The organism is Streptomyces sp. NPDC002787 (assembly GCF_053592095.1).
The window spans coordinates 185,046-201,067 of sequence record NZ_JBSFVC010000019.1 but is presented as its reverse complement, the minus strand read 5'-3'; the positions used below and the strand labels follow the sequence as shown (position 1 = coordinate 201,067).

Sequence of the window (16,022 nt, the reverse complement as noted above, 5' to 3'; positions counted from 1 at the left end):
CCCGTCCCCCGCCCCTCGCTCTTGTTTTCGTCCGCGCGGGGGCGCTCGCTCTTGGGGCGGGGGGGGGGGGGGGATCGCTTGGTGGCGCCCCCCCCCCCCCCCCCCCGCCAGAGGCGCTTTGCTTTGGGTTTCTGCCCCGGCTGGTGGGAGGTCCCCGTGGGTCTGTGCGCTGCGACCTCATCGCGGCTCCGTCGGGGTGGGGCTTCGTCTGGCGTCACATCGCCACTGCGCGCCCGGGTATCGGTCTCGTCGGCGGGTCCCTGGCTGCGTCCCGCGCGCCGCAATCGGCGCGGAACGTGTCATGCGTCTGGATATTCGCGTACCCGCAATATCAATTATCGGGTCAACTGGATCACCCATTTACTGCGGTTGTCGTAAAAGGTGTGCATAAGTTGATTAGCTCTGCTCCATCCGGCGTGTCTTAAATGGTGCAGTAAGAGGGACTCGTGTTAACGTCTGTGACGAGTCGGACACGGTCCGTAAGGAGGCCCGTGTGCGTGAAGAAAACGGAGACGTGATGAACAAGCTCAAGAAGACTGCCGCCGTAGTTGCCATGGTCGGCGGTCTCGGCCTTGCGGGCGGCGGGGTTGCCAGTGCCGACGGCCGCGACGGCCACGACGGCCCGTTCGCCGTCGACAACCTGCAGGTCGTGAAGTGCGAGCAGTCGTTCGACGCCGGCGAGCTCTTCACCGCCGGTCCTGTGGAACCTCTCGGCGGCGACGTGGAGCAGAACATCGGAAACTTCTGCGCGGCGGTCAACGTCGAAGACTGAATCGACGTGCGGCGGGGCAACGGGTCTCGCCTGTAGTGCGAAACCCGTTGCTCCCATGCTTGTCGCGTCGGACGCCCTGTTCGGTCTGGTGACTCCGGGTCGAAGGGGTAGCGGAAGTAATTCGCGGAACAGGAGATGTCGAGATGCGAGAAGCTCGACATCTCCTTTGCCGTTCTGAACGGAGCCACTACGTCTCGTAGTGGCCGTGAGTCAAACCATGGAGTTACGCGTGCAGAGGTTCAAGAGGATCATGCTGGTGACAACCGCTATCGGCGGTATCAGCCTGGCGGGGACCGGGGTCGCCCAGGCTCACGATCCTGGTGACGACCAGCCCGATGCTGCCATCGAAAACGCGCAGCTCCTGCACTGTGAACAGGAATTCCACTCCTCGGTGATTACGGTCAATCCGACGATCACCATCTTGGGTGACAGTGTTACGAATATCGGTAATTTCTGCACGCAGGTTGCTAAAGACGCCGGCAGTCGCTGATCCAGGAGACCCGGGGCAGACTGAGAACTGAATGAGCCGGATCTCCTCGTGCGCGCGCAGAGTGGATCTGATACGGGCAGCGGCCATCTCTCGATGGTCGCTGGCTTTTTGCATATATTGAGATGGATGTTTCTTCCAGGCTCGAACAGAGTGGCGCGTCGCTAGATACCATCCGATCAGTGAAATTCACATCAGCAGCCAATGCGGGGCCATTCGGATGAAGCTTGATGGCTACTCATCCGTAAGGCGGGCGCCCGCTTGATCCGAGGGTTTACTGCTGAGGCAGCATCGATTCCTCCTTCCGTCGAAGGGGAATTCGAGCCGAATCGCGCCTCGGAGGGAACATGACTGATGTAATTATCCTGCCGCGTTGCCCGGAGACGGGGAAGGCGTCGTTCCGTACTGAATCCGAGGCGAGGATCTGGCTGGTCAGGCAGCCGCTGCTGGACAGGATCCCGGATCGGATCTACCGATGTTCCGACTGTCAGTACTGGCACTTCACGGGGTCCCATCACTGGACCAGTCAGAAGATCGGGTGGCGACGAAACTACGGCAGGCGTGAAATCACGTCCCGGCGCAACGGTGGGAAGAAAAGGAGGAACTGACTGCCGTGTCGGCCGGACCTTCCCACTTATTCGATCAGAAAGATGACGAGATTGCGAAAGAACCTGAGCAAGGGAATGCTCGTGACCGCCGCTGCGACGAGCGTGCTGTCCCTCTACGTCGCCCCGGCGTTCGCGGACTCGACCCCCGAGGAGACCCCGGCAGGCTCTCTAGGTCTGCCCGACGCGCCTGCTGCCCTGCCCAGCGACAGTGTCCGCCAGGCCCTGGAGAACGTTCCAGGCCACGACAGTGGTTACGGCGAAGACATCGGCTACGGCGACGACTACGGCTACGACTACGGCTATGGCGACACCCCGCCCACGAAGCCCCCCACCACTCCCCCCACGAGGCCGCCGACGTCACCGCCCACCACCCCGCCACCGGTGAAGTCACCGCCTGTATCGGCACCCCCGACCACTCCGCCCAGCACCCCGCCGCGAACGCCACCGTCTTCGCCCCCGGCCCAACCGCCCTCCCTCCCCGAGACCGGCGGCAACGAGCAGGTGCTGGCGGCGTCGGGTATGGCCGCGCTGCTGTTGACGAGTGGCGCCATCCTGTACCGACGAGGCCGTGCCGCTGCCGGTCGATAGCGCTCCGCTCGGTGTGCCGGAGGAAACGCCTCCGGCACCTGGCCTCCTCGGTCGACGGCGCGTCTTTCAGGGTGCGACCGCGCGCCCCCGGTCCACCGGTACGGGGATCACTTGGGCGGGTGGGGCGGCGGTGCGGAGTCGGCGGCGTACTCCTCGTACGAGCGTCGTCGCCGTAAAGGTCGCTCCGTGGACGAAGCGCATGGCGGGGCCGAAGGCCGAGGCCGTCAGCAGGCCTGCCACGAACAGTCCGTGGCACGACGACTCGAAGTCCCGCCCGACAGCGGGGGAGCCGTCGGCCGTCGTCGTCAGGCCGGCGCGCAATTCGGTGGAGAGCAGATCGAGCCGACCCAGGGCCGCGCGGAACCCCGTGGCCGCGATCACATGTTCGGTGTCCAGGAAGCTCGACTCCCCGTCCCGGCTCACCGTCTCCAGCCGTACGCCGCCCGGCACCGCACGGGCCGCGACGACCTCGCGGCCGAGCAGTGTCTCCACCACCGGCTCGACCCGGTCCCGCACCCACCAGGCGCCCGCCGGGCCCAGCGCCGTGGCCGCGATGCGGAGGCGGGTCGACTCGGGGAGGCGATAGAAGAGGTCCGGACGCTCGGAGTAGAACCAGTTGCGCCAGCCGCAGCCGAGGCCGCTGTGCGGGGTGCGGGCCGACTGCCACCAGGCGCGCTGCAGGGGCGGTGGCACGTCGTTCCAGCGCAGGCGTTGCGCCCGCGCCAGCAGCCGTGTGTGCGTGCCTTGTTCGGCGAGGAGCGCCGCTGTCTCCAGGGCTGCCTGGCCGCCGCCGATCACCGTGACGTCCATGCCGCGGAAACGGCCGAGGTCACGGTGGTGGCTGCTGTGCGTGACGAGTCCCGGGTGCAGGCCGCGCAGGGGGGAAGGCATTTCCGTGAAGGGCATGACGCCGACGGCCAGGGCCACCGTCCGGGCGCGCAGCACCTCTCCGTCCTCGGTGACCGCTTCGAAGCCGACCGGACCGGCGGCCACCCGGCTCACCATGCGCTCGTCCACCGGGGGCACGGCGTTGCGCGCGAACCACAGGCCGTACTCGGCGAACGTCTCCACCGGGATCGGCTCCGCGTGACGCGCCGTGAGCCCCGAGGCCGCGCAGTACGCCTCCAGACGCCAACGACCATCAGGGGCGGCGAGGTTGGAGGCCCATGGCTCGGACTTCAGGTACATGCCGCGAGCCATGTGGTCCCGCCAGGACGCCATGGGCCGCCCGAGGACACGCAGGTCGAGCCCGGCGGCCGCGGCATGCGACGCGATGGACAAGCCATAGGGGCCGGCGCCCACCACCAGCAAGTCGTACATCAGCAACTGCCCGCTTTCTCGTCGTCGGTGAGGGGCGGTGCGGCCGCCTGGCGGACCACGCGTGCCGGTGCGGGTGCCGACGGGGCCGGGCGCAGCCGCTCCCGCAGGCGACGGGACACATGGCGGCACCACAGGGCCCACATCGCCCGGCCGGGAGCAGGGTCGTCCGAGGCGTGCCAGGCCAGTTCGCGTCCGCGCGGCGCGGGCCGCAGCGCGGCGAACGGTGCGTAGTTCTCCACCACGAACGACCGCCCCACCAGCGGCGCGGCCTCCGGCAGGGGACGGTGCGTCAGGTCGAGATGCAGGGCGCGTACGACGTCCAGTCCTGCGGAGTCGGAGAAGAGCCGGAACTGGGCGCCGGGGCGCGGGTTGAAGTCCAGCAGGTGATAGAGGCCCGTCGTGCCGCAGCGGCGGAAGTCGAGGTCGAAGATGCCGCGGTAGCCGAGCTCTCCGCTGAGCCGCTCGGCGAGCGCCTGCACCTGTGGGTTGGCCGTCCAGCGGCCGACGGTGGTCAGGCCCGCCCGGCGCGGCCACGCCCGCTGCTTGCGGCCCGGCCCGCCCGCGCGCACCACACCGGAACGGTCGGTGTATCCGTGGAAGAACCAGTCACGGTTCGGACCCGGCGGCAGATACGCCTGCAGCAGCAGCGGGCTGCCGGCCTCCTCGGTGCGCAGGTACAGCTCCCGGGCCTGCTGAGCGGAGTGCACCAGCACCGTGCTGTGCAGCGCGCTGTCTGCGGGCACCAACCAGGGCCGGCTCCACTTCGCCACCAGCGGAAGTCCCAGCCGCCAGGCGGCGTGGGCGGCCTGCGCCGGGCTGTCCGGGACCAGCGTCACCGGGTGCGCGATGCCCGAGGAGGCGCACACGGAGGCCAGACCGGCCTTGTCGGCGACGCGTTCGGGCAGTGTGCCGGGCCCGGGGGGCAGCAGATAGGACGGCGCGAGTTCCTCACGCATGCGGCCCACGGCGACCGCGCTCGCGTCGTCCATCGGGATCAGGACGGCGGGGCGCGCGATCCGGTCGGCCACCCGGCGCAGCGCGGCGGCGACCTCGCGGGGCGATGACCCGGGTGGCGGCGGAGGATGCATTTCCCGTAGAAAACGCGACCTGGTTACGGGACTTCCCGTGGAATCGGCAACCACATGCACCTCCACTCCCGCCCTGCCGAGTGAACGCACGGCGCCCAGCGTTCCGTGGTGAAAGGGATTCCGGTCGATCCGCAGAAGAACGGCGGGGACGCGGGTGTCGAGCAGCTGCACGGACTTCACTCCCTGGGATCGGTTCGCCCGGGTGGGCGAGCAAGGCACTCGAAAGCCGTAACGACAGTGGCGTTTTGTCATTTCATGTGAATGACTTCATGTGACTGGGTGTCAGGAATAGAAAGTAATGCGGAACAACAACAGCGACAGCGGAAACGTCAGGCAGAAGACAGCAGGAGAGCGGAGCAGGCATGGTTCTACAGCAGTGTCGAGCCCGGACCAGGCGGCTGGCGGTCGTCGCGGCTGCGGTCGTCGTTTCGGCCGCGCTGGCCTCCGGTACCGGCTTCGCAGCGGGGACGGGGCCCTTCGCCGGCCCTCCCGCTCCGTCGGCGGCCACCCCGACGCCATCGGCTTCAACCTTGCCCGCGGTGGCCCCATCGGCCGCGCCGCCGGCATCGGCGGCCACCCCGGACCTCGCGAACCGTCCCGTCACCGCGCCGTCGAAAACGGCCCCGACGAACCCTTCCGTCACGCCGACGACCTCGGCAACCGGTAGCGAGCGCCCCGCCTTCGGCGCCTTCCTCGACTCCGGAGTCCGGGGCGTGTACGCCATGACGAAACTCAGCAGGTGGCTGGGTGGCGCCGAGCTGCGCGTCGGTCACACCTATCTGCCGGGAGACCGTTGGAGCAACATCGAGGGCACCCACAGATTCCTCGAGGGGTGGGCGCGTTGGCGTACGGCGAAGGACGACCGGATCTTCGTCCTCAATGTGCCCATGCAGGAGCGCAACGAGGAGGGTGTCTCCGACGCCGAGGTCAGGTTGCTGCTGCGGCAGGGCGCGGCCGGGCACTTCGATCACCACTTCCGCGCACTCGCCGAGCGACTGGTCGCGTTGAAGGTGCCGGACACGGTACTGGTGCTCGGCTGGGAGATGAACGGCACGACGTACACCCATCGCTGTGGCCCCGACCCGAAGGCGTGGAAGACGTACTGGAACAGGATCGTCACCACCATGCGTTCGGTGCCGGGCCAGAAGTTCCGGTTCGACTTCACGCCGAGCCGGGGCCGGGACGCCGTTCCCTGGACACAGTGCTACCCGGGGGACGACACGGTCGACATCATCGGCATGGACACGTACGACCAGCCGCGAGGAATTTCCTTCGACGAGCAGGTGAAAGAGCCGTACGGACTTCAAGCACAAGTGGACTTCGCGAGATCCCATAACAAGCCCATTTCCTATCCTGAATGGGGGCTCTTCCGTAACGGTGACAACGCCGAATACATGCGGCGGATGCTCAACTGGATCGATGTGCACAAGCCGCTGTACAACACGCTGACCGACTACTGTCCGCACGGAGTCTGGCAGTGCGCGGCCAATCCCAGATCGTCGCTGGTGTATCGGTCCGTCCTGTTCGGCCGCGTCGACGAACCGACGACTTCACCCACGCCGTCCGTGCCCACCGCACCGTTGCTTCCCACGGGCTGCTCCCCGCTGAATCTCGGAGACTGGGTCGAGCGCTGGCTCGGCGGGAGGCTGTGCCTGCGTCTCGACTGGTGGTCGAGGGCCCGATAGCGGCCACCGGCGGCGGGGCCATCGCGTGTCCTGCCGCCACCGGTCCGCTCCCGGAAGCGACGTAGCAACTCCTTGCCCCGGCGCCGCGCGGCCACGTCGCCGGCCACCGCCGACATCAGGGGCGCCGTGCGCCGCCGGGCCAGCAGCAGCCGCCCGTTGACGACAGGTTCGGGGCGCCAGTGGCGTTTGTAGGGCTCGTCGCCGCGCAGCAGACTCAGCGTGCGCGGTCCGCCGTTACCCGCGTGCTGCGTGCAGGCGTCGAGGAGCATCACCGCCACGTCCGCCTTGCGTTCCCGCAGGCGTGGGTGGGCGCCGTACAGGTAGCCGCCCGCGAGCCGCGGCGACAGGAGTGTCAGGTCCACGGCCACCACGTCGCCGTCGAGCCGGAACTCGGTGACCACCGCGTCGCCGGAACTCACCATCGGCCCCACGGAGCGCACCAGGTGTTCGCAGAACCGTGTCTGCAGGTGTTCCGACGTCACGTTCCGGCCCTGCCACTGCAGCCGGTGCAGTTCGAGCAGCCGCTGAAGTGCCTCGCCCACCCGGTCCGGCGGTACGACGTGCCGCTCCACGCCGAGCGACCTCAGCTTGCGCAGCTTGGCGCGGGCCCGTTGGGCCTTGCCCGACGCCAGCCGGGACATCAGTTCGTCCATGGGTACGGCGGGCAGCTCCAGGCACAGCGAGTCCTGGAGCCGGCGGCGCGGTCCGCTCCAGCGCTCGTAGACGCGCTCGACCGCTCCGCCCGGCCGTACCTCGCGGAAGTCGATGAGCGCGGTGCGGGCGGCGGCCGACAGCGCCTCGGCGAGCACGGCGGCCACCCGGTCCGCGCGCTCGTCGTCGATGAGGACGTCCCCGTAGTCGGAGATCGCCCCGCCGAGCGGTACGAGCCTGGGCACCGGGCCGCGATGGAGCATCAGGGGTGCGGCGGCCACGAGTTCGGTACCCTCGCGCACGAGCACGAGCCGCAGCCGGCCGGGCCTGCCGTACGAGAGCCACCATGAGTGCAACCAGGCGTGGTTCTGGAACGGGGTCGCCGCGCCGCACCGCTCGTACAGTCGCCCCCAACCCGGGGCCACTTCGGCGAAGGCACGCGCGTCGGTGACGAGTTCCGTCGTGTACGCCGCCGTCACAGCTGTCCATGCACGTCGGCGGCGGCGGTGGCCGGGCCGGGTACCGAGGCGGGGCGGGCGGTGTCGTCGCTCTCCGCCCGCTTGGGCCGCACGAGCAGCGCCAGGCCGCCCAGCAGGCCGCCCGCGCTCGTACCCACCAGACCGGCCATCGTCGGTGACACGGACGTCGGCTCGGTCGGCCGCACCGCCGGTGAGAACTGAACGAGTTCGACGTGGGTGCTGCCCTTGGTCTTGTTGGCGTGGCGGGTCAGCGCGCGGGTGACCGCGTTGGCCATGCCGGAGGCGAGGCCGGGGCGCCGGGAAGTGGCCGAGACGGCGATCATCGGCGCGTCCGGCGAGGTGGCGGTCCGCACGTTCCGCCGCAGCGTCCGTGCCGGCACGCCCGCCGACGACTGCGCGTCCCCGAGCACGGCGAGCTGCGTGGCGGCGCGGCCGTACGCCTGTGCGAAGCCGAGCGCGGAGGTCGGGTCGGAATTCTTGGTGGGTACGGCGACGACATAACTGGTCGCCGTGTATGTCGGGGCCTTGAGCGTGCCGTAGGCGCCGCCGAGCAGGCCGCCGGCGAGCGCGCCGGTCGCAAGCAGCAACCAGGGCCGCCGCAGGAGGCCGATGCGGCCCGGTTGGCCGGGCTGCCAGCGAAATCGAGTGGGTTTGTCGGTCATGACGAACTGGCTTCCTGGGGTGAGGGGGGCACTGAGCTGGACACCGCTGCCGTGTACACGTCCATGAGCCGTGCAGCGCTGCGGGAGATGCTGTAGTGGTGCGCGGCGTCCGCAGCCGTACGGGGCCGCGGGCCGGCCGCGCGCACCGCGGCGACGGCATTCGCGTACGCCTCGGGACCGCCACGCACGCGTAGGGCACCGGTGGTGGCCTGCGAAGGCAGGTCCTCGATCGCCGGGCAGGAGGTGTAGAGCACGGGCAGGCCGGACGCCAGGGCCTCCACGACCGCCAGCCCGAAGGCCTCCTCCGAGGACGGCGAGGCGAGCAGGTCCATGGCGAACGTGAGCGAGGGCACGTCGGTGCCGGGGGAGGCGCCGGTGCCGGGGGAGGCGTCGGGGACGTTGGGGCGCTCGCCGGTGAACAGGACGCGGTCGGCCACGCCTGCCTCGTGGGCCGTACGGCGCAGGACGCTCTCCTCCGGGCCGCCACCGACCAACAACAGCCAGTGGTCGGCCGGAAGCCGGGCCATCGCCCGGATGAGGACGTCGAAGCGCTTGCCCGCGGTGAGGCGGCCGATCCCGCCGACGACGTAGGCGTCCTCCGGCAGTCCGAGGCGTCGGCGGGTGTGGTGGCGCCGGGACGCGTCGAAGTGGAAACGGGCCAGGTCGATCCCGTTGGGAACGACCTCGATGCGAGGGGAGGGCACGCCCCAGCGTTCGAGACGGTCGGCGACCGCGGGGGAGACGGCGACCGTGGCGGAGCCGAGGCGCTCGCTGGCGAGGTAGAGCGCGCGTACGCCCGCCGTCAGCCTCCGGCCTTCCATCTGGGAGTCGCCGAGGGAGTGTTCGGTGGCGACGACGGCCCTGACGCCGGCGAGTCGGGCGGCCAACCGGCCGTAGACGCAGGCGCGATAGAGGTGGGTGTGGACCAGGTCGTAGCCACCGGCGCGGATCAGGCGGGTCAGGCGGGGGAGCGCGGACAGGTCGTGGTTGGCGCCCATACCGAGGTGGTGCACGCGGACTCCGTCGGCGACAAGCCCGTCGGCGACGGCGCCCGGGTTGGTGAGGGTCACCACCTCGCAGTCGACGGTGAGGTGCCGCAGCAGCAGGCGGAGCTGTTGTTCGGCGCCGCCGACGCCGAGACCGGTGATGATGTGCAGCGCTTTCATGTCACACGCCCTCCACGCGGCGCCGGCGCAGCCGGTGCAGCTTGTGTTTGAGGTGCAGCCGCCAGGCTGTGTCGTTCTGGCCGATGTGCAGACGGGGGAGGGCGTGCGGGCCGGTCAGGGGGCCGGGGTCGATGGCGCAGGCATAGGTGTATCCGGCTTCGCGTACGGCGGCGACGGCGCGGCGGTCGATCGTGCCGTACGGGTAGCAGAAGCCGTCGACCGGAGCACCGATCAGCTCCGTCAGCAGTGCCCTGCTGTCGGCGACCTCGGCCTTCAGAGTGGCATCGTCGGCCCTGGTGAGATCGATGTGCGTCAGCCCGTGCGAACCGATCTCCACGCCCGCGTCGGCCGCCTGCCGGACGCCGTCCGCGGACAGCAGCGGCTTGCGCGGGCCGAGCGGGTCCCAGGCGTTGACACCCCCGAGCCGGGCGGGCAGGACGAAGAGGGTGGCACCGCAGTTCCAGTGGCGCAGCGCAGGCAGAGCGTGGGCCAGGAAGTCGGCGTATCCGTCGTCGAAGGTGAGACCGACCAGGCGCCGCCCTTTGCCCCGGGCGCGGGCGGCGACCAGTTCGCGCAGGGACACGCCGCGCAGCCGGCGCCGGCGCAGCCAGGCCAACTGCCGCTCCAGCCGCTCGGGTGTGACCGTGATGCGGTACGGGTCGTCCGAGCAGTCGCCCACGGAGTGGTACATCGCCACCCACGGGACGGGACGGGGGGGCCCGGCGGGGCGTCTGCCCGTGCCGACGGATTCAACTGGAACGGCCATGCCTCAGCCTCCGCGTGACGGCACCTACGGAATGGAGCGCGGATGTGCGGCCCTGGGTGTCCAGGGCCAGTCCGAGCAGGAGGAAAACGGCGGTCACGGTCACGCAGCCGACCGTGAGACCCAGCACCGGGGACCCCGGCGCGCTGGAGGCGAAAGCCCCCGCCACCGTGGCGGCCACCGCCGCCCGCAGCGGCCTGCCCAGATCGGACAGCACACGCCGGGTACGGATGGGGACCCCGCGTGGCCCGCTGTGCTGCGCGGGCCGACGCCGACGGGCCGCGGTCCAGGTGGAGAAGACGAACGAACTCGGTCCCGCGGGCTTTTCCGCTCGCCGTGCGCTCTCGGGACGGGCGCGCCCGTCCCGCTTCTGTGCGAGGCCGGCGAGCAGCAGTGCGGCCGTGACGGTGATGCCGGCGGCGTTGGCGGCGGCGATCGCCAACACGCCCCAGGAATCCACGGTTGCCACCCCGATCCAGGTGGTCGCGACGACACCCGCGGTCATGGCGCCGATCGGATACCAGGTGGGCCGCCCCGCCGAGAAATACGTCCGGATCAGTACGCCCACCAGCGTCTGGCCGAGCAGCCCGAGGGCGTACACGCGCAGGGCCCCCGCCGTTACCACCGTGTCCTGCGCGGTGAACGCGCCCCGGTGGAACAGGATCTCGATGATCTGCGGCGCGCAGGCGACCACCGTGGCCGCGCCGAAGAGCACCAGGCGGCAGGCCAGGGCCAGGTCCCGCTCCACGCGGGCGCGAGCCCGTTCGATGTCGCCGTCGGCGAGCGCCTGCGCGATCACCGGAAAGGTGACGGTGCACAGCATTAGCGACAGCGTCATCGGGATCTGGGCCACCTTCTGGGCGTAGTTGAGGTGCGAGATGGCCCCGGCGGGAAGGGTGGAGGCGAGGAAGCGTTCGATCAGGACCTGGGACTGGCGGCACATGGCGAAGATGAGAACGCTGCCGATCAGGGCGAGGCTCATCGGGCGTACCTCGAAGCTGCTGCCGGAAGCGGCTGGGCGTCGAGTCCTCAACAGACGCAGCAGGGAGGGCAGCTGGACCGCGACCATCAGGCAGCCGCCCATCGCCACACCGGCCGCCGCCGATCGCACGCCCCAGCGCTCGCCGAGCAGGAACATCGCGGTGATGATGCCGATGTTGTACGCCACGTAGATCGTGGCGGGAGCCAGGAAACGACGGTGCGCCCGCAGAGCCGCGCTGCAGTACCCGGCGAGTCCGAAGCTCAACACACAGGTCGCCGTCAGCCGGGTGCAGTCGGCGGCGAGGCCGGGGTCGGGGAGGCCGGGCGCCAGAGCCTCGACCAGGTAGGGAGCTCCTACGATGATCAGCGCGGCTACGGCGACGAAGCCCAGGGACAGACGGGGCAGGGTGCTGGTGACGAGGGAGCGGACCGGGTCGCCGGCGACACCCTGGGCGCGCCGGGCCAGGGCCAGGCTGAAAGCCGGGATCATCGCGATGGCCAGGCCGTCCTCGATGAGCAGCGTGGCGGCGAACTCCGGTACGGTCCACGCGACCAGAAAGGCATCCGTCTCGACGCCCGCCCCGAAGAGCTGGGCCAGTGCCTGATCCCGCACCAGACCGAGCAGCGCCCCGGCGACCGACAGCGACGCCGTGATCAAAGTGGCCTTCGCGATGAACTTCCCGGTGGCCGCAGGGGAGTCGGTGCCGGTCACGTCCTGCGTGGCCGCCCGTGCCGCGGGCACGGCCGCCCCGTCGGTCCCGCAATCGGGCGCACGCGGAGTCTGCGGCGGGGTCACGGACATCGTGCCACGCTCTCCCGCGCGTTTCCGAGTGCCGGAACCGACGGGGCGGCCTGCGCCTCGCCGTTCCCGGCCAGCGCCCACCACGCCACGAGCCCGAGGGACACGGCGGCCAGCACGGTGGAGGGGCCGCCGATGTCGGCGTACGCGAAGTCGGTGAGCTGCCAGGCCAGCAGTCCGCAGGCGACCAGCCCGCAGTCGAGGCCGTGCGACCCCGAAGCGCGTGCCCGTACCGTCGCCCGCACCGCGCACACCAGCAGCGCCAGCCAGCTCCCGGCGAACGCCATCAGCCCGATCAGGCCCTGTTCGCTCAGCACCAGCAGGTACATGTTGTGCGGTGACAGCAGCGGTTGCTTCCGGTACGCGGCCCCCGCGCCCTCGGTGTCGCTGCCCGACGACAGCGCCGGCGAGGCGTACGTGTCCCGGTACTCCGGGAACCCTTTCAACCCGACGCCGGTCAGCGGGTGTTCGCGCCACATGTCGGTCGCGGCCGCCCACATCGTGTACCGGTCGGCGACGGACTGGTCGGGGGCGTCGGCGACCTGCGTGATGCTGTCGATCCGCTCCTCCAGCAGTGCCGTGCCGACACCGAGACCGCCCACCAGGACCACGCCCGCCGCGGCTACGGCAGCGGCCACCTTGAGCGCGCGCCGCAGCCCGGTCAGGCCCAGCTGCAGCGTGCAGGTCGCGGCCGTCGCGATCCACGCGCCCCGGCTGAAGGACAGCGCGAGCGGCAGCAGCAGCGCCAGCGCGCACGCGAGGGCGACCGCCCGTTCCCGGACGGACGTCCGCCCGAGCGCGAGGGCGAACGCGCACACGAGGCCGAGGCCGACCGCCGTCGCCATCCCCATCACGTCCTGTGGCCCGAACGTGCCGACGGCCCGGATCCGCTCGCCCTGGAAGGAGGCGCCGGTCCGAGTGACGTACTGATGCACTCCGACGGCCCCCTGCCAGCCCGCGAGCCCCACGTACGACCAGGCCAGCAGCCGGAAGTCGCCCTGTCCGCGGATCAGCAGCAGGACCGCCGCCGGGACGAGCACGAAGATCTGCAGATACCGTCCCATACCGGTGATCCCGGCCTCGGGCGAGTATGTCCCCAGGGCAGCGACGACCAGCCCGAGGACCGGCAGGCCCAGCACCACGGCGGCCGTACGCGGCAAGGGGCGACGCCGGTCGCGTACGAGGCGGACCACGCAGAAGAGCACCAGGAATCCGGACATCGCGTCGGCCGGACCCGGGCCGCCCTCGCTGCTCGGGTCGAGCGGCAGCGCCAGCAGGGCGAGCACGGCCACCACGGGAAGGACCGGCGTCAGGGAGGTGCCCCGGTGCACGAGCGGCGTCAGTGCGAGGCTCATGGCGCTCAGCTTCCCGTCGGACGCATGAGCGTGCCCACGGTGCGCAACAGGATGCACACGTCCTGCCATAGCGACCAGTTGTCGATGTAGACGTTGTCGAACCGGAAGCGGTCCTCGATGGACGTGTCGCCGCGCAGCCCATGGATCTGGGCGAGGCCGGTGATGCCGGTCCGCATACGGTGGCGAGCCGCGTAGCCGGGGTGGGACTCGCTGAACTGTGCGACGAAGTAGGGGCGCTCGGGCCGAGGTCCGACCAGACTCATGTCGCCCCGCAGCACGTTCCACAGCTGGAGGAGCTCATCGAGCGAGGTGCGCCGCAGCATGCGGCAGAACCCGCGCATCTCGTGTTCGTTCGCCACACTCCACCGGGTCGCCGCCTCGTGCTCGTCGAGGGGACGGTGGGTACGGAACTTCAGCAGCGTGAACGGCTTTCCGTCCTTGCCGATGCGCTCCTGCCGGAACACCACTCCCGGCCCGTCGCTGATCCGCAGTGTCACCGCGCACACGAGCAACAGGGGGCTGACCAGCAGCAGCAGCGTCGCCGACACGAGGACGTCGAGCGCCCGCTTGCCCGCGCTGCCGACTGGCGTCGCGGATCTCTCCAGAAGCCGGCAGGAGAACCCGGCCAGTCGGTCCTTCGTCGCGTACGACGGGGAGTCCGCGTCCACCTCCCACACCACGCAGCCCCGCTCGGCCAGCGCCCTCAGCAGCGGTCCCTGCTGGGCCCGTACGGAGGGATCGACGGCCAGCACCGCCCGAACGCCGTTCTGGACGACGGCCCTCGCTACCTCTTCACCGGTGGTCAGAACCGGCAGGCCCCCGGCGCCGTCCTGCCGTTCGGCCACGATCCCCACCGGCCGTACCCCGCACCGCGGGTGCCGCAGCACGGCGGCGGCCACGCGCTGTGCGGTCGCCGCCGGGCCGATGACGAGCGCGGTGGCGGGTTCGCGCAGCAGCGTGGCGCGGCACCACGCGTGCACGGTGCCGCGTAGCGCGCAGCTAGCCGCCGCCTGCACGGCGAAGCCCACCAACAGGGTGCGGGCGGACAGTGCGTGGTCCGGCCGGTACGCCGCCACCAGCGCGGCGAGTGTCAGCCAGGCCACCGCTGTCCGGCCGCAGATGGCGGGCAGTTCGTCGAGGACGCCCGGTACCGGCGGGCGCGCGCGATGCGGGCGCAGCAGCAGCGATGCGGCCAGCAGGGCCAAGGGGAGCGGGCGGAGCTGAGTCCCGGCCAGTGTCAGGGCACCGAGCAGGGCGGCCGTGCCGTCCGCGACGAGCAGGGGCACCGGCGACGCCGACCGCACGGGCCGCCTGCCGGCGGGGGGCGGGGCACTCGGGACGGCCCCGCGTGACGGCATGACCGAGGCGGGCGAGAATCCGTGATCCCGGGGCTGTGTGCCAGAGGAGGAGATGGTGCTGTCCGCGGTCACGAGTGGATGGACTCCCTATGCTGCGTGGGTGCGACGCGGGGTGCGGGTCGCACGCGGATCAGATGGCGGTAGACGTCCGTAACCGCCTCGGCGGTGTGCCGCACGTCGTGCGAGGACAGGACGTACTGGAGCCCCTGGCGGCCGAGCGACGCGCGCAGCGGCGGGTCGAGCAGAAGGTCGGCAACGGCCCCGGCCAGCGCCGCCGGGTTCTCGGGCGGGACCAGGCAGTGGGGTGCGAGGGAGGGAGGCAGGCTCTCGCGGGCACCGTCGACGTCTGTGGCCACCACCGGCCGACCGCAGGCCATCGCTTCCAGCGGGGCCAGCGCCATGCCCTCCCAGCGCGACGGCAGAACGACGAGATCGGCGGCCTGGTACCAGGGGACGACGTCGGCGACGGCGCCCGCGAACAGCACGGATTTCGGCGCGCGCGCCGAGAGCCGGTGGCGGTCCGGCCCGTCGCCGACCAGGACGAGACGCGCGCCCGGCACCCTGCGGGCGACGGTACTCCACGCCCTCAGCAGAACGGCCTGGCCCTTCTGTCGGCACAGCCGCCCCACACAGACGACGAGCGGCGCGGCGGGATCGACCTCGTCCAACGCCCTCAGTCCAGCCCGTACGTCACCGGCCGGGGCGGGGTGGAAGCGCTGCAGGTCGACGCCGTTGGGGATGACGCTCCACCGTCCGCTGATCCCGGCGTGCACGCCGGTCATGCGCTCCGCCTCGCTCACGCACACCACCTGGGAGGCCCAACGCACCCCCCACCGTTCCCAGGCCCGCGCGAGCGCCGAGGCCGCCCCGCCGGTGGCCTCGAACGACCAGGCGTGCGGCTGGAACACGGTGGGGATCCTCCCCCGGACGGCGAGCCGCCCGGCGAGCCCGGCCTTCGCGCTGTGCGCGTGCACCAGATGGGGGCGCACTTCATCGATCACGCGTGCGAGATGGCGTACCTCCCGGACGAGCGACGGACCCGGTGACCGTGTCGCGTGCCAGTGCCGTACGTCCGCTCCCAGTTGCCGGAGCCCTGTGGTGAGCGCCCCGTCGGGGCAGGCCACCGTGACGGCCAGGCCGGCGGTGAGCTGCGCCCGCACCAGGTCCGTCACGACGCGGGCGACCCCGCCCTCCACGGGCTGGGTGAGGTGAAGGACCCGCGACCGGGGGCCGGTTGATGACGTGTGCATGCGCGATGTC

13 protein-coding genes and 1 pseudogene are annotated in these 16,022 nt (G+C 70.9%); 4 read left to right on the top strand and 10 right to left on the bottom strand.

Annotated features, from left to right (window positions below; all coding sequences use genetic code 11):
- Positions 1-517: 517 nt before the first annotated feature.
- The 3 genes from ACWD26_RS26645 (at position 518) to ACWD26_RS26635 (ending at position 2,455) form a co-directional block, all read left to right on the top strand.
- On the top strand, positions 518-772 hold the full coding sequence (locus ACWD26_RS26645; protein ID WP_451274216.1) for a hypothetical protein: 255 nt from the start codon (positions 518-520) through the stop codon (positions 770-772).
- 229 nt (positions 773-1,001) lie between these two features.
- On the top strand, positions 1,002-1,262 hold the full coding sequence (locus ACWD26_RS26640) for a hypothetical protein (protein WP_451274214.1): 261 nt from the start codon (positions 1,002-1,004) through the stop codon (positions 1,260-1,262).
- A gap of 647 nt (positions 1,263-1,909) precedes the next feature.
- Positions 1,910-2,455: an LPXTG cell wall anchor domain-containing protein gene (locus ACWD26_RS26635; protein WP_451274212.1), complete on the top strand. Its 546-nt coding sequence runs from the start codon at positions 1,910-1,912 to the stop codon at positions 2,453-2,455.
- Between the two features lie 66 nt (positions 2,456-2,521).
- Here the strand turns inward: ACWD26_RS26635 and ACWD26_RS26630 are convergent, their stop codons facing one another.
- Together ACWD26_RS26630 and ACWD26_RS26625 are read right to left on the bottom strand one after the other, a co-directional pair.
- Positions 2,522-3,775, bottom strand: coding sequence for an NAD(P)-binding domain-containing protein (locus ACWD26_RS26630; RefSeq protein ID WP_451274233.1), 1,254 nt, complete (start codon positions 3,773-3,775; stop codon positions 2,522-2,524).
- Positions 3,775-5,034: a carboxylate--amine ligase gene (locus tag ACWD26_RS26625; protein WP_451274210.1), complete on the bottom strand. Its 1,260-nt coding sequence runs from the start codon at positions 5,032-5,034 to the stop codon at positions 3,775-3,777. The genes ACWD26_RS26630 and ACWD26_RS26625 overlap by 1 nt, the downstream gene beginning before the upstream one ends.
- 191 nt (positions 5,035-5,225) lie before the next feature.
- Here ACWD26_RS26625 and ACWD26_RS26620 point away from each other — a divergent pair, with 191 nt between their 5' ends.
- Positions 5,226-6,548, top strand: coding sequence for a glycoside hydrolase family 26 protein (locus ACWD26_RS26620; protein ID WP_451274208.1), 1,323 nt, complete (start codon positions 5,226-5,228; stop codon positions 6,546-6,548).
- A gap of 32 nt (positions 6,549-6,580) precedes the next feature.
- Here ACWD26_RS26620 and ACWD26_RS26615 read toward each other — a convergent pair.
- From ACWD26_RS26615 to ACWD26_RS26580, 8 genes and pseudogenes are all read right to left on the bottom strand, one after another.
- Positions 6,581-7,678, bottom strand: a pseudogene (locus ACWD26_RS26615) (GNAT family N-acetyltransferase); the annotation flags it as partial.
- A complete protein-coding gene (locus ACWD26_RS26610) occupies positions 7,675-8,340 on the bottom strand; it encodes a lipopolysaccharide biosynthesis protein (RefSeq protein WP_451274206.1) in 666 nt (221 codons plus the stop codon). The gene ACWD26_RS26610 and the pseudogene ACWD26_RS26615, both read right to left, overlap by 4 nt.
- Positions 8,337-9,506 (bottom strand): glycosyltransferase, encoded by a 1,170-nt coding sequence (locus ACWD26_RS26605; RefSeq protein WP_451274204.1) that lies wholly within the window; start codon positions 9,504-9,506, stop codon positions 8,337-8,339. The genes ACWD26_RS26610 and ACWD26_RS26605 overlap by 4 nt, the downstream gene beginning before the upstream one ends.
- 1 nt (position 9,507) lies before the next feature.
- Positions 9,508-10,272: a polysaccharide deacetylase family protein gene (locus tag ACWD26_RS26600; RefSeq protein ID WP_451274202.1), complete on the bottom strand. Its 765-nt coding sequence runs from the start codon at positions 10,270-10,272 to the stop codon at positions 9,508-9,510.
- Complete coding sequence (locus ACWD26_RS26595; protein WP_451274200.1) at positions 10,256-12,052, bottom strand: lipid II flippase MurJ; 1,797 nt, start codon at positions 12,050-12,052, stop codon at positions 10,256-10,258. Before ACWD26_RS26595 ends, ACWD26_RS26600 begins: the two co-directional genes overlap by 17 nt.
- Positions 12,043-13,404 (bottom strand): O-antigen ligase family protein, encoded by a 1,362-nt coding sequence (locus ACWD26_RS26590; protein WP_451274198.1) that lies wholly within the window; start codon positions 13,402-13,404, stop codon positions 12,043-12,045. Before ACWD26_RS26590 ends, ACWD26_RS26595 begins: the two co-directional genes overlap by 10 nt.
- A gap of 5 nt (positions 13,405-13,409) precedes the next feature.
- Positions 13,410-14,834, bottom strand: a complete 1,425-nt coding sequence (locus ACWD26_RS26585; protein ID WP_451274196.1) for an exopolysaccharide biosynthesis polyprenyl glycosylphosphotransferase — start codon at positions 14,832-14,834, stop codon at positions 13,410-13,412.
- Positions 14,831-16,012, bottom strand: coding sequence for a glycosyltransferase (locus ACWD26_RS26580; protein WP_451274194.1), 1,182 nt, complete (start codon positions 16,010-16,012; stop codon positions 14,831-14,833). Before ACWD26_RS26580 ends, ACWD26_RS26585 begins: the two co-directional genes overlap by 4 nt.
- Positions 16,013-16,022: the final 10 nt, after the last annotated feature.

Excerpts from the sequence above, each read along its gene's own strand:
- ACWD26_RS26645 (WP_451274216.1), top strand. The coding sequence starts at position 518 with ATGAACAAGCTCAAGAAGACTGCCGCCGTAGTTGCCATGGTCGGCGGT.
- ACWD26_RS26635 (WP_451274212.1), top strand. The coding sequence starts at position 1,910 with ATGACGAGATTGCGAAAGAACCTGAGCAAGGGAATGCTCGTGACCGCC.
- ACWD26_RS26630 (WP_451274233.1), bottom strand. The coding sequence starts at position 3,775 with ATGTACGACTTGCTGGTGGTGGGCGCCGGCCCCTATGGCTTGTCCATC.
- ACWD26_RS26620 (WP_451274208.1), top strand. The coding sequence starts at position 5,226 with ATGGTTCTACAGCAGTGTCGAGCCCGGACCAGGCGGCTGGCGGTCGTC.
- ACWD26_RS26610 (WP_451274206.1), bottom strand. The coding sequence starts at position 8,340 with ATGACCGACAAACCCACTCGATTTCGCTGGCAGCCCGGCCAACCGGGC.
- ACWD26_RS26605 (WP_451274204.1), bottom strand. The coding sequence starts at position 9,506 with ATGAAAGCGCTGCACATCATCACCGGTCTCGGCGTCGGCGGCGCCGAA.
- ACWD26_RS26600 (WP_451274202.1), bottom strand. The coding sequence starts at position 10,272 with ATGGCCGTTCCAGTTGAATCCGTCGGCACGGGCAGACGCCCCGCCGGG.
- ACWD26_RS26595 (WP_451274200.1), bottom strand. The coding sequence starts at position 12,052 with ATGTCCGTGACCCCGCCGCAGACTCCGCGTGCGCCCGATTGCGGGACC.
- ACWD26_RS26590 (WP_451274198.1), bottom strand. The coding sequence starts at position 13,404 with ATGAGCCTCGCACTGACGCCGCTCGTGCACCGGGGCACCTCCCTGACG.
- ACWD26_RS26580 (WP_451274194.1), bottom strand. The coding sequence starts at position 16,012 with ATGCACACGTCATCAACCGGCCCCCGGTCGCGGGTCCTTCACCTCACC.